Raw genomic sequence first — 13,449 nt, forward strand, 5'->3', positions numbered from 1 at the left:
TATACGATGTGATAGCGCTGAAAGGGGAAGAACGATGATCTATTTTGATAATAGTGCGACGACGAAGCCATATCCAGAAGCTCTTCAATCGTATGTGACGGTTGCTGGGAAATATTTTGGTAATCCTTCTTCTATTCATTCGCTTGGAGGAGAGGCAGAGCGTCTATTAACACAATCAAGAACGATTGCAGCGCAGCTTCTTCGTGTTAAACCTTCTGAAATTATTTTCACATCAGGTGGAACAGAAGGGAATAACCTTGCGATTAAAGGGATAGCGATGAGGAATCGTTCGCGCGGCAAACATATCATTACAACAAATATTGAACACGCGTCTGTGTTTGAGGCATATAAGCAATTAGAAGAACTCGGGTTTGATGTAACATATTTACCGGTTAACGAGCATGGTGTTGTGTCGGTAGAAGATGTGAAACGAGCACTTCGTGAAGATACGATTCTTGTGTCAATTATTCATGTGAACAACGAAACTGGAGCAATTCAGCCCGTTGCTGAAATTGGAACGTTATTATCGAATCATCCGAAAATAAGATTCCATGTAGATCATGTACAAGGGATAGGGAAAGTACCGCTTGATTTATATGCTTCTCATATTGATCTTTGCTCAATATCTGGACATAAATTCCACAGTGTAAAAGGAACGGGTCTTCTTTATGTACGCGATGGCGTAAGATTAGATCCGATTTTATCAGGTGGTCAACAAGAGCTTAAGTATCGCTCTGGTACAGAGAATTTACCTGGCATTGTAGCGATGGTGAAAGCACTTCGCATGACAATGGAACAAGTGAAAGAAAAGGTAGCTCATTTGCAAAGTTTACAAGCAGAGCTTGTTCGTTTCTTTAAAGAGATGGAAGATGTAACGATTAACACGTCGCTTGCATATGCAGCACCGCACATTTTAAATGTATCATTTGTTGGTTTAAAACCAGAAGTAGTCGTTCATGCTTTAGAAGAACACGGTGTATATGTGTCAACGAAATCTGCTTGTTCTTCAAAAGCAAATGAAGTGAGCAGAGTGTTAGTGTCAATGGGAGTACCGCATGCAGCAGCTGCAAGCGCTATTCGTATTAGTTTGGCACCAGAAAACACAATGGAAGAAGTAAAACAATTTGAAGGTATTGTAAAAGAGACGATGCCAAAATTATATGAAGTGATGAGGTAAAGAAATTATGTTGAAATATGAATATATTTTAGTGCGTTACGGAGAAATGACGACAAAAGGTAAGAACCGTTCTAAGTTTGTAAGCACATTAAAAGATAACGTGAAGTTCAAACTGAAAAAATTCCCAAATATTAAAATCGATGCAACACATGATCGTATGTACATCCAGTTAAATGGTGAAGATCATGAAGCAGTCTCTGAAAGATTGAAGGATGTATTCGGTATTCATAAATTTAACTTAGCGATGAAAGTACCATCAGAATTAGAAGACATTAAAGAAGGTGCATTAGCAGCTTTCTTACAAGTAAAAGGTGATGTGAAAACATTTAAAATTACTGTACACCGTTCTTATAAGCATTTCCCAATGAGAACGATGGAATTATTACCTGAGATTGGCGGACACATTCTAGAAAATACAGAAGATATTACAGTAGATGTTCATAATCCAGATGTAAATGTACGTGTAGAGATCCGCAGTGGCTATAGCTATATCATGTGCGATGAGCGTATGGGAGCTGGCGGTTTACCAGTTGGCGTTGGCGGAAAAGTAATGGTACTTCTTTCTGGTGGTATTGATAGCCCAGTAGCAGCTTACTTAACGATGAAACGCGGCGTATCTGTGGAAGCAGTTCACTTCCATAGTCCACCTTTCACAAGTGAGCGTGCAAAACAAAAAGTAATCGATTTAGCGCAAGAGTTAACGAAGTATTGTAAACGAGTAACGCTTCACCTTGTTCCGTTTACAGAAGTGCAAAAAACGATTAATAAAGAAATCCCATCTAGCTATTCAATGACGGTTATGCGCCGTATGATGATGCGTATTACAGAACGTATTGCTGAGGAGCGTAACGCACTTGCAATTACGACTGGTGAAAGTCTTGGACAAGTAGCAAGCCAAACGTTAGATAGTATGCATACGATTAACGAAGTAACAAACTACCCAGTTATTCGTCCGCTTATTACGATGGATAAATTAGAGATTATTAAAATCGCTGAAGAAATCGGCACGTATGATATTTCAATTCGTCCATATGAAGATTGCTGTACTGTATTCACACCAGCAAGCCCAGCGACGAAGCCGAAACGTGAAAAAGCAAATCGTTTTGAAGCGAAATACGATTTCACACCATTGATCGATGAAGCTGTAGCGAACAAAGAAACAATGGTATTACAAACGGTAGAAGTAGTGGCGGAAGAAGAAAAATTTGAAGAACTTTTCTAAAACCATAAATTACCATATCTAAAACGTGTATGAAGTCATGTTATTTATCACACTCTATACTCACAAGGAGGTGATATAACATGTCACGTAGCACAAATAAATTAGCGGTTCCTGGTGCTGAATCAGCATTAGACCAAATGAAATACGAAATCGCTCAAGAGTTTGGTGTTCAACTTGGAGCTGATGCAACAGCTCGCGCTAACGGTTCTGTTGGTGGTGAAATCACTAAACGTCTAGTTTCACTAGCTGAGCAACAATTAGGCGGTTACCAAAAATAATCCCATATGATGGCTTAGAAAGAGCGGGTTCTCCCGCTCTTTCTTTTTTTGTGTTGTGTCGCTATTTGTCGGTAAGTCGATGTAATTTCGTTTACTAATTCGACAGAACTGAAAAATTTGTCAAAAGAAGAGGGTTCAAAATTAACTGAAAATTCTTTATTATATAAAGGAGGCATAAAGAAAAGGGAGGATATTTTATGAAGCGAGAAGAATTGTTGGCGCCACCGTCTTATAATTTAGTTTCTGAAATAGAGAAATATACAGGTGATAAAGGGAAGTTAGCTTTAATTTGGCAAGATGATAAAGGGAATCGAAGGGAAGTTACATACGCTGAATTAATGCAAGGTGCGAATAAAATTGGAAACGCTTTTATAAAAAGTGGTTTGCAAAAAGGGGACAAGCTTCTCATTATGATGCCGCGTTTAATTGAAGCGTACATGACGTATATTGCTGCTATTAAAGCAGGATTTGTCGTAATTCCAAGCTCGGAAATGTTACGTAAAAAAGATATAGAATATCGAATTGGACATGGAGAAGTAAAAGCGATAGTAAGCTATGAGCCGTATATTAGGCAGTTTGATGATATAGAAGCGATGGAATCTCTTCGAAAATTTGTCCTGAGCGAGCAGTCAGTAGATGGATGGGTTAATTTAAAAACAGCGTTAGAAACAGAGAGTGACATGTTAGAAATGGCGAAGACAGATAAAGAAGATATGGTCTTTTTATCTTACACGTCAGGAACGACAGGAAATCCAAAAGGTGTCGTTCATACACATGCGTGGGCATACGCTCATTTACGTACGAGCGCTCCAAATTGGCTCGGAATTGAAGAGAATGATATTGTATGGGCAACAGCTAGTCCAGGCTGGCAAAAGTGGATTTGGAGCCCGTTTTTAGCAACTTTAGGATCAGGGGCAACAGGGTTTGTATATCACGGTAAGTTTGAACCGAAAACGTACCTAAACTTATTAGACGATAATAAGGTGAATGTACTTTGTTGTACACCGACTGAGTATAGATTAATGGCAAAGGTAGAAGATTTAAGCCAGTACAATTTAGAGGCATTACATAGCGCTGTATCGGCAGGTGAGCCGTTAAATAGAGAAGTCATTGAAACGTTCAAAAAGCACTTTCATATTACAGTGAGAGACGGCTATGGACAAACGGAAAATACATTACTTGTTGGTGTAATGAAAGGGATGGATATTAGACCAGGATCAATGGGGAAACCAACGCCAGGTAACCACGTCGATATCGTAAATGAGGAAGGTACTCCAGTTAAAGTAGGCGAAGTTGGTGATATTGCAGTTCACATTGAAACGCCGGCCCTCTTTAAACAATATTACAAAGATGATGAGCGTACAGCGATGCAATTTCGCGGTGATTATTATATTACAGGTGATAAAGCGAAGAAAGATGAAGACGGCTACTTCTGGTTTGAAGGGCGCGGCGATGATATCATTATTAGCTCTGGTTATACAATCGGGCCGTTTGAAGTAGAGGATGCACTTGTAAAACATCCTTACGTAAGAGAATGTGCAGTTGTCGCAAGTCCTGATGAAATTCGTGGAAGTGTCGTGAAGGCATTTATCGTATTAAGAGAGAATATAGAAAAGAACGAAGAAACACTAATTCCAACACTCCAACAACACGTCAAAGAACTCACTGCACCATATAAATACCCTCGCAAAATTGAATTTGTAGATGAACTACCAAAAACGATTTCTGGGAAAGTTCGCCGTATTGAACTTAGAAAACAAGAGATAGAGATTCCGTCAAAATAATTTTGAAAACAGTGAAGTAAATAGTTGAATGAAATGTAAATCAATGATAAAATAAAAACGAACACAAGTTCGATTTTATAAATTTAAAAAAGAGGTGTCCGTATGATTTTAGGTATTAATCCGTACTTAGTTTTAGATGGTAGTGGGCAAGAAGCTGTACAGTTTTATAAAGAGGCTTTAGATGCAAAAGTAGAAGTCATGCAAACTTTTGGTGACATGCCTGAAAATCCAGAATACCCGATTCCAGCTGAAGCGAAAGAGCGCGTTTTACACGCTACTTTAAAAGTTGGTAATACGGATCTTATGATTTCTGATACATTCCCAGGTCAAGGGCATGCAATCGGATCTCAAGTAACAATCGCAATTCAAATTAGTAATGCAGAAAAAGCAAAAGAAGTATTCGATAAGTTACAAGAAGGTGGAGAAGTTATCATGCCACTTCAAGAAACATTCTGGAGCCCAGCATACGGACAAGTAAAAGATAAATTTAATATTGAATGGCAAGTTACAACGTCTACTACTGAACGAAAGTAATTTTTAGAAAAGCACCATGTTTTGAAATGGTGCTTTTTTTTATACAATAAAAAATAAAGGAGATGGGATATATGGGAGAAATTTGGTATGGCGGCACCATTTACACAATGAGAGAAGAAAATGAAAAAGTGGGCGCTGTTTACGTTGAAAACGGTACGATCGTTGATGTTGGAAGTAAAGAAGAGTTAGAAAACCAATATGCCGCGGTTACATTGCACGATTTAAAAGGCAAAACGATGATTCCAGGTCTCGTTGATAGCCACATGCACCTTATTGGGCATGGGGAGAGATTGCTTCGTTTAGATTTATCAAATTGCACATCTTATGGCGAAGTGCTTACTCTTGTTCAGAAGCGAGTGGAAGAAGCTCCAAAGGGCTCTTGGATTATTGGAGAAGGATGGAATGAAAATAACTTTACAGATACGAAAGATGTTCACGCGCGTGATTTAGATGAAATTTCGAAAGAACATCCCATTTTATTAAAGAGAGTTTGTCGTCACGTTACATGGGTGAATGCATACATACTGCAAGAAGCGAATATAACAGCAGCGACAGAAGATCCAAAAGGCGGGAAAATTGGTAGGGATTCATCAAATAAGTTAACAGGGCTTTTATATGAACAAGGGCAAGAATTAATTAAACATGTTCAGCCAGAAATTGATGAAGCTTATTTACAAAGAGCTCTGCAAACAGCGATTAAAGATTGCTGGAAATACGGACTTGTTGGCGGGCATACGGAAGATTTAAATTATTATGGTGGTTTTAGAAAAACATATAATGCGTTTTCTCACGTTATAAAAGAAATGCCATTTAAAGCCCATTTGCTCGTTCACCATGAAGTAGCACATGAACGAAAAGAATATGAAAATGAACATTATATTGAATTTGGAGCAATGAAAATTTTCTCTGACGGTTCTTTTGGCGGAAGAACAGCATTATTAAGTGAACCGTATGAAGATGCGAAGGAAACAAATGGGGTTGCGATTTTCTCACGTGAAGAACTTGCGGAATTAGTAAAGAAAGCACGAGATTTACATATGCCAGTTGCGATTCATACTATCGGTGACTTATCGCTTGAATATGTCATTGATGCACTCGAATTATATCCACCAGCAGAAGGGTTACGTGACCGCATCATTCATTGTCAGCTTGCTCGTGAAGAGTTGATAGAAAGAATGAAAAACTTGCAAGCCATTATCGATATACAGCCAGTCTTTCTTTCATCAGATTTTCCGTCAGTCATTGAAAAACTAGGCGAGCACCGTCTTCGTTATGCGTACGCTTGGAAGACGTTACTGGAAGCAGGATTACACTGCAACGGTGGCTCAGATGCTCCCATTGAACAAGTAAATCCGTTTCTAGGCATATATAGCGCTGTTACACGTAGAAGTTTTATTGACGGTATATGCTATATGCCTGAGGAAAGGTTAACGGTATATGAGGCTGTTTCTTTATTTACAACAGGAAGTGCCTATGCAATTGGAAAAGAAGCGAAGCGAGGGCAAATTACAAAAGGATATGAAGCAGACTTTACAATATTAGACCGCAATATTTTTGAAATTGAGGCAGAAGAAATAAAAGAAGTACAAGCAGAAATGACCGTAATAGATGGCCAAGTTGTCTATAGAAAAGATGCGTAAAAATATATGAGCGGTTTTCGGAATATATCGAATTACCGACAAAAACTGACAAGAATAACGGCCGGATAGTAAGAGAGTATTGTTCGCGTCAATCGGGGGAAATAAATAACCGCAGAATTATGGAATTCCATAATTCTGCGGTTATTTTAATCCTATAAAAACGTTCTCTGTACTTTTTCCCAGAAAGAATTGTTTTTTAATTTAACTGTTTTAATTTGTTTATCGCTTAAGCGTACAACAGCTTTTTCCACTTGTTTAATGCTAAGCGCTTCGTTATCCATGCCGATAACAGGATAATCGTTACCGTCTGGTCTTAGTTTTAAAGTTAATGTACGTTCGTGATTTAAAATGAAAGGTGAACCGAGCGTACGGTAAGTGTTGTTGTTTAAAGATGCTAGTTCGCTTACTTGGAAACATGGGATAAGCGGGTCAACAACTGCACCATGCAATGATTTATTGTAAGCAGTACTTCCTGTTGGGGTAGAAACCACTAAACCGTCCCCTCTAAATGTTTCGAAATATAAATCATCAACATGAACATCTACAACGAATGTTTTAATAATGCTAGAACGTAATGAGAACTCATTTAAACAATGGAAAGATGTACTGCCATCTACATCTACCTGAATTGTTGGATATTTTCGCACTTCAATTTCATTTTTTGTAATTTCTTGAAGGGCTGTATCAACGTGATCAATATGGAAATCGCAGTAGAAAGAAATTTCATCTTTCGTAGAAATCCCTGCGTATAAGCAATCTTCTCTAAAACCAGTTTTACGAACGGCTTGTAAGAAGGTTGCATCATCTCCAACACTGACGATAGCGTTTGCATTTTTTGGATGATCTAATATGGTAAATCCATTCTCTTCTAAAATACGATAGATTGGTTTCATTTTTTCAACGAGCGTTGCTTTGTCATCACCATAAAAGAAAAATAAATTGCGACGATCTGCCATTATGTATCCCTCCACTGCAGTTAAATTTTCTGTTTTTCGTGCTACATATCATTAGAGTCCGTTCCCTGATGATATGTTCAAATAATATATTTCGATATAAATTGTCAAAATACCTTTTTATTTTTAGAAAAATTTTTATATTCAATCTTATAAAACTCTGTTTAACGATGAATAAACTTGTCGATAATGGGTACGGAGTGAAAGGATGATACGTATGAAGTGGCTCGTAATTGGAATAATAATTCTTCTTCTTTTTATTTTGTTTATACTATTGTCGAAAATAAAGCTTAAGGTGACATTTTTATATTCAGAAATGGAAAAGCAATGTTTGCTTCAAGTGAAAATATGGATGATTCGATATACATTTGATGTGTTGGAAAGAATTGAAAAACAGCAGAAAAAGACAGGACAGAAAATCGAAAAAGCTGAAGAGGACGGCGGACTCGATAATAAAATTATGGCGCAACTTGACAGCATTGGTGAACTGATAAAAAAGCTTCAAGAAGTTCATACTATTGTTAAAGATTTTCTCAAACGAGTGAAAATCAATGGTTGGAAATGGCATACACAAATTGGAGCAGGCGATGCAGCTAGTACTGGAATTGTCACTGGATATGCATGGGGGACAAAAGGTATGGCTGCTGGAGTTGTCGGACAATATATGCATATTGTCGACGTACCAGAATTTGAAATTACCCCAGTTTTTCAAGGGAAAGGATTTGCATCAAGATGCGAGTTAACAGCATCTTTTCGTATATTCCGCGCTATAAAAACTGGCGTCAAATTACTCGTATTTATGAGAAGACAAAGATCTGGTATGACAGAAAAATCTGTTCAAGCATAGGGGGATATAGAATGGACCATCCAATCCAAGGTTTAATGACAACAGCAATGCAGCATTTAAAACAAATGACTGATGTAAATACAATTGTTGGTGACCCAATTAAAGCGGCAGATGGAAGCGTAATTCTTACAGTTTCGAAAGTAAGTTTCGGATTTGCTGCTGGTGGAAGTGAATTTGGTAAAGTAGAACATTCAGGCCGTCATCCATTTGGCGGGGGAAGTGGTGGAGGAGTTTCTATTAATCCTGTTGCCTTTCTTGTTATAAATGGAGATGGTGTGAAAGTATTGCACTTAGATAAACAAACACACGTCATCGATAAAATAATTGAATTAGCGCCACAAGCTGTTGATAAAGTGAAAGAAATGATGGATAAACGAAAAGAAGATGATCCTGAATTTCAAATTTAACGAATAAAGAAGCTAATCAATAGGTTAGCTTCTTTAATTTTTTTGTAAATAAAGCGATTTTATTTGCATTATCGATAGGGACAAACTATCATTTACATTGTACATATTTTGTTTAAATAAGGGAGGATTTTCAAGTGGCAAACGTAACTTTTAAAGGTAATCCAATGACTTTAGTTGGAACAGAAGTTAAAGTTGGCGATCAAGCGCCAAACTTCCAAGTATTAGCAAACGACTTATCTCCAGTAAGTTTAGAAACATACAAAGGTGAAGTGAAATTAATTAGTGTTGTACCTTCAATCGACACAGGTGTGTGTGATGCACAAACACGTCGTTTTAACCAAGATGCAGCAGGTATTGAAAACGCGAAAGTATTAACAATTAGCGCTGATTTACCATTCGCTCAAAAACGCTGGTGTGCAGCAAACGGTTTAGAAAATGTTGTTACACTTTCTGACCACCGCGACCTTTCATTCGGTGAAGCTTATGGCTTAGTAATGAAAGAGCTTCGTTTACTTGCTCGTGCAGTATTCGTAGTAGATAGCAATGACAAAGTAGTTTACGCAGAATACGTAAGCGAAGGTACAAGCCATCCAAACTATGAAGCAGCATTAGAAGCAGCTAAATCTGCGAAGTAATGTGATGAAAATGACCTCTTATAAAGAGGTCGTTTTTTCTCATATATTGCTCTGTAACAGCATCGATATATGAGAAAAAACGTTATATCATATATAACTAAAGGGGAGCTCTTTACAGGAGGTCGCTTTTTCTTTTTGGAAAAAATCACTTTGTGGTATGATATAAGTTATGTGTAAAAGAGAGAAGGAGGAATGTACGTGAGTCAGACAGTAGAAACATTATTTTCTATTTTTGATTCTTCTGCGGTAGTTTTACGTAAAGAATTAGATGTAACATATTTAGAGGCGCTTGTAGAAACAGGTGATAACTTGTTTGAGGGAGCGATTTTACAAGAGGAATTATCCGAATCAGCAATTGAAAGGCTGAATCGTGAATATAGTACGTTTAATGAAGAAACATATAAAGGTGAAGAAATTCGTAAAGCATTTCAGTTAGCCATCTTAAAAGGAATGAAAGAAGGCGTACAAGCGAATCATGAAATGACGCCTGATGCAGTTGGAATGTTCATGAGTTACTTATTCCATAAATTTATGCAAGGTCAAAACGAGATCACAGTTTTAGATCCTGCAATTGGAACAGGTAATTTAATGACTACAGTGTTTAATAGCGCCAAAGAAGGACTAACAATGAGTGGATTTGGTGTAGAAGTGGATGAAGTGCTAATTAAACTTGCTTTAGTAAATGCAAATTTACAAAAGCATGCAATCGAATTCTTCCATCAAGATGGACTAGCACCACTTTATATCGATCCAGTTGATGCAGTCGTTTCAGACTTACCGGTTGGTTATTATCCAAACGAAATCGGTGCAAGTGAATATAAATTAAAAGCAGATGAAGGAATGTCGTATGCCCATCACTTATTTATTGAACAAAGTGTGAAACATACGAAAGAGGGCGGTTACTTATTCTTCTTAGTACCAAACTTCATTTTTGAAAGTGACCAGGCACCAAAATTACATGCATTTATTAAAGAAACATGCTTTATTCAAGGGTTATTACAGCTTCCTGTTTCCATGTTTAAAAACGAGAAAAATGCAAAAAGTATATTTGTTCTCCAAAAGAAAGGCGCTAATGTAACAATGCCAAAACAGGCATTATTAGTGGAGTTGCCTAAATTCTCTAACATGAAGGCGATGGAAGACATTATGGATCAATTAAATACTTGGTTTGCAACACATAAATAAAGCTGGGTATATGTAACAGCATTAGTGATTCATGTAGTACAGTTTTATATAATATGTCATATTTTTAAATATATACAAGATTTAACTGAATTTTTTTGAAATCTGTAATATATATTTTTTCTTGGTGTTACAATTTTTTCACTTGAAATATATGTCGGACGATGTTTAAATTAAAATCGTGAGTATAAAATTTGCTAATGATGAAACGTTTTCATATTTGGTGAATTTGATCAGATAAAATCGAGCGGTTTGTGGAAACATCCACACAACTACCAAGAGAAAAAGGGGCGAAAGACTAGATGTCAAAAATCATCGCGATTAACGCAGGAAGCTCTTCCTTAAAATTCCAATTATTTGAAATGCCAAGTGAAACAGTATTAACAAAAGGTTTAGTAGAACGTATCGGTTTAGAAGATAGTATCTTCACTATTACTGTAGATGGCGAAAAACAAAAAGAAATTACAAACATTCCAGATCACGCAGTAGCAGTTAATATGCTTCTTAAAAAGTTAACTGAAAACGGAATCGTTAAATCTCTAGATGAGATTGGCGGTATCGGTCACCGTGTTGTTCACGGCGGCGAAAAATTTGCTGACTCTGTTTTAATTACTGATGAAGTATTAGCTGATATCGAAGAATTAAGCGATTTAGCACCACTTCATAACCCAGCAAACGTTGTTGGTATTAAAGCATTCCAAGAAGTATTACCAAACGTACCAGCAGTAGCAGTATTCGATACAGCATTCCACCAAACAATGCCGGAATCTGCATTCCTATACAGCTTACCATATGAGTACTATGAAAAATTCGGCATCCGTAAATACGGTTTCCACGGAACTTCTCATAAATATGTAACTGAGCGTGCGGCTGAATTATTAGGTCGTCCAATTGAAAGCTTAAGCTTACTTTCTTGTCACTTAGGTAACGGTGCAAGTATCGCAGCAGTAGAAGGCGGTAAATCTATCGATACTTCTATGGGCTTCACACCACTTGCTGGTGTAACAATGGGTACACGTTCTGGTAACCTTGACCCTGCGTTAATTCCATACATCATGGAAAAAACAGGCCAAACAGTAGAAGAAGTAGTTAACGTATTAAACAAGAAGAGTGGTATGTTAGGTCTTACTGGTTACTCTAGTGACCTACGTGACATCATTGCGAAAGAAGAAGAAGGCGACCACCGTGCGAAAGTAGCACTTGATGTATTCGTAAGCCGTATCCACAAATACATCGGTTCTTACACTGCTCGTATGAAAGGTGTAGACGCAATCATCTTCACAGCTGGTGTAGGTGAAAACAGTGCGATTATTCGTGAGCGCGTATTAGAAGGCCTTGAGTACATGGGCGTATACTTCGATGCAAAACGTAATAACGTATTCGGTGAAGAAGCATTCATCAACTTCCCACACTCTCCAGTAAAAATTATCGTAATTCCAACTGACGAAGAAGTTATGATTGCTCGTGACGTACTACGTCTTGGAGATATTGGTTAATATATGAAAAGAAAGACGAGATCCTATAGGATTTCGTCTTTTTTCTTTTGGATGTATTTTAAAACTCCATCTGGATATAATATTTTTTCTTTCTGAATGAATGCCGTAATAGGAATCCATTTCGCATACGCTACTGTTTCTTCATCTTGTATATTTAATATTTTCATTTCATATAGTGACGTGTCTAATAAACGCAAAGAATATAGTTGAATGATTTCATGACCAATGTCTCCATCGAGATGAAAGACATTTTCTAAACACCCTAAATAATTGGTGATTTCTATCTCCGTATGAAGCTCTTCTTTAAACTCCCGAATAACAGTATGTGCTGATTTTTCGCCAAGTTCAATTGAACCGCCAAGAGGACGATAATATATTTCGCCTTCTGTATAATATTCTTGTACGAGAAGGCGATCTTGATGTACAGCAAGACCGAAAGCTTTTGCACGTGGATACATATAGAATCACTCCTTATTTGTTTTGTATAAGGACGATTATAATGTATGGTGTGATAAAAGTATCGTGTATTTAAGTGTGCGGTCTAACTGTAATTCCATCAAATAAGTCTTTCCAAAATGCTTCATTGTATTGGTATACATCCATAATAGGACATTTCATAACGCAAATACGTTGTAATCCCCAATCTTCTTGGGTGATAGTTGGTATATCGGCAGGAAATAGTAACAGGACAGAGAATGTATGTGTAACGATTTGAGATAAAATTTGTTCTAGGGAACATGCTTCTTCATATGTTCCTCCAGTTCGAATAAATAATATGGATTCTGCCGTTTCAATTGTAGCTAGAAAACGATTAATACGATGTTCATAGTTTAACTTAATTTCTGTATAAGAAGGCCAAGAAGTTGGTGTGTTTACATCTGTTTTAAAGTCATGACAGGAGTCAATTTCATAAAGGTTGTCCCTTAATCTTAATTTTGCATCATCATCCCAAAATGAGATGAAGGATAAATTTTCGAAATTTAAAAAGCGGTCAAATCGATTTTGTAATAATACATTCACTTTTTCTAATGAGGGACTTAGCATAAAATCAATAACGCCAAAAAATGGTGATAATTCTAATTGATATAATGCCCAAGCGGGCCAGCAGTTTTGTCCTAAGCTGAATACCGCATTATATTCTTTTTTTATATCGGATAGATTCATGTGATTTATCTCATCCTTTTTGTTAATATTTTATGCCATTCAAAAATGGTATGTGAATAAAGATAGACAAGCATATTTGCAAAGAATAAGCAGAAATATGTTACAATAGAAAAAAATCGAACGAGGTGGT

General features: G+C 37.0%; 14 protein-coding genes. 11 read left to right on the forward strand and 3 right to left on the reverse strand.

What is annotated here, in order from left to right; translation table 11 throughout:
* Positions 1–34 precede the first annotated feature (34 nt).
* From ACTFRM_RS14390 to ACTFRM_RS14415, 6 genes are all read left to right on the forward strand, one after another.
* Positions 35–1,177 (forward strand): cysteine desulfurase family protein, encoded by a 1,143-nt coding sequence (locus tag ACTFRM_RS14390; RefSeq protein ID WP_000638992.1) that lies wholly within the window; start codon positions 35–37, stop codon positions 1,175–1,177.
* A gap of 7 nt (positions 1,178–1,184) precedes the next feature.
* Positions 1,185–2,399 (forward strand): tRNA uracil 4-sulfurtransferase ThiI, encoded by a 1,215-nt coding sequence (gene thiI / locus ACTFRM_RS14395; protein WP_000922337.1) that lies wholly within the window; start codon positions 1,185–1,187, stop codon positions 2,397–2,399.
* A gap of 80 nt (positions 2,400–2,479) precedes the next feature.
* Entirely contained in the window at positions 2,480–2,677 is a 198-nt protein-coding gene (locus ACTFRM_RS14400; protein WP_000091640.1) for an alpha/beta-type small acid-soluble spore protein, read from the forward strand.
* A 197-nt stretch (positions 2,678–2,874) separates the two neighbouring features.
* Positions 2,875–4,461 carry an acyl-CoA synthetase MbcS gene (gene mbcS / locus ACTFRM_RS14405; protein ID WP_440043426.1) on the forward strand — a complete coding sequence of 529 codons (1,587 nt, stop codon included), beginning with the start codon at positions 2,875–2,877 and terminating at the stop codon, positions 4,459–4,461.
* Between the two features lie 102 nt (positions 4,462–4,563).
* Positions 4,564–4,995, forward strand: coding sequence for a VOC family protein (locus tag ACTFRM_RS14410; protein WP_000600351.1), 432 nt, complete (start codon positions 4,564–4,566; stop codon positions 4,993–4,995).
* A gap of 71 nt (positions 4,996–5,066) precedes the next feature.
* Positions 5,067–6,635, forward strand: coding sequence for an amidohydrolase (locus ACTFRM_RS14415; RefSeq protein ID WP_440043427.1), 1,569 nt, complete (start codon positions 5,067–5,069; stop codon positions 6,633–6,635).
* A gap of 152 nt (positions 6,636–6,787) precedes the next feature.
* On the opposite strand, the gene ACTFRM_RS14420 is transcribed toward ACTFRM_RS14415, so the two are convergent.
* Positions 6,788–7,591 (reverse strand): NAD kinase, encoded by an 804-nt coding sequence (locus tag ACTFRM_RS14420; RefSeq protein ID WP_000785177.1) that lies wholly within the window; start codon positions 7,589–7,591, stop codon positions 6,788–6,790.
* A gap of 205 nt (positions 7,592–7,796) precedes the next feature.
* On the opposite strand from ACTFRM_RS14420, the gene ACTFRM_RS14425 reads away from it, so the two are divergent.
* The 5 genes from ACTFRM_RS14425 to ackA all read left to right on the forward strand — a co-directional run bounded on the left by ACTFRM_RS14425 (position 7,797) and on the right by ackA (position 12,155).
* A complete protein-coding gene (locus ACTFRM_RS14425; RefSeq protein WP_002164419.1) occupies positions 7,797–8,435 on the forward strand; it encodes a DUF2953 domain-containing protein in 639 nt (212 codons plus the stop codon).
* An 11-nt stretch (positions 8,436–8,446) separates the two neighbouring features.
* Complete coding sequence (ytfJ, locus tag ACTFRM_RS14430) at positions 8,447–8,842, forward strand: GerW family sporulation protein (protein WP_000350003.1); 396 nt, start codon at positions 8,447–8,449, stop codon at positions 8,840–8,842.
* Positions 8,843–8,976: 134 nt separating this feature from the next.
* A complete protein-coding gene (gene tpx / locus ACTFRM_RS14435) occupies positions 8,977–9,477 on the forward strand; it encodes a thiol peroxidase (protein ID WP_000024525.1) in 501 nt (166 codons plus the stop codon).
* Positions 9,478–9,675: 198 nt separating this feature from the next.
* Positions 9,676–10,662, forward strand: coding sequence for a class I SAM-dependent methyltransferase (locus ACTFRM_RS14440; protein WP_000084367.1), 987 nt, complete (start codon positions 9,676–9,678; stop codon positions 10,660–10,662).
* Positions 10,663–10,961: 299 nt separating this feature from the next.
* Complete coding sequence (ackA, locus tag ACTFRM_RS14445) at positions 10,962–12,155, forward strand: acetate kinase (RefSeq protein ID WP_000034574.1); 1,194 nt, start codon at positions 10,962–10,964, stop codon at positions 12,153–12,155.
* A gap of 23 nt (positions 12,156–12,178) precedes the next feature.
* On the opposite strand, the gene ACTFRM_RS14450 is transcribed toward ackA, so the two are convergent.
* Together ACTFRM_RS14450 and ACTFRM_RS14455 are read right to left on the reverse strand one after the other, a co-directional pair.
* Entirely contained in the window at positions 12,179–12,613 is a 435-nt protein-coding gene (locus tag ACTFRM_RS14450) for an NUDIX hydrolase (protein ID WP_000283500.1), read from the reverse strand.
* A gap of 70 nt (positions 12,614–12,683) precedes the next feature.
* Complete coding sequence (locus ACTFRM_RS14455; protein ID WP_440043428.1) at positions 12,684–13,319, reverse strand: DUF1796 family putative cysteine peptidase; 636 nt, start codon at positions 13,317–13,319, stop codon at positions 12,684–12,686.
* Positions 13,320–13,449 lie beyond the last annotated feature (130 nt).

The organism is Bacillus cereus group sp. MYBK227-1, from assembly GCF_051916325.1.
GTDB classification, from domain to species: domain Bacteria; phylum Bacillota; class Bacilli; order Bacillales; family Bacillaceae_G; genus Bacillus_A; species Bacillus_A cereus.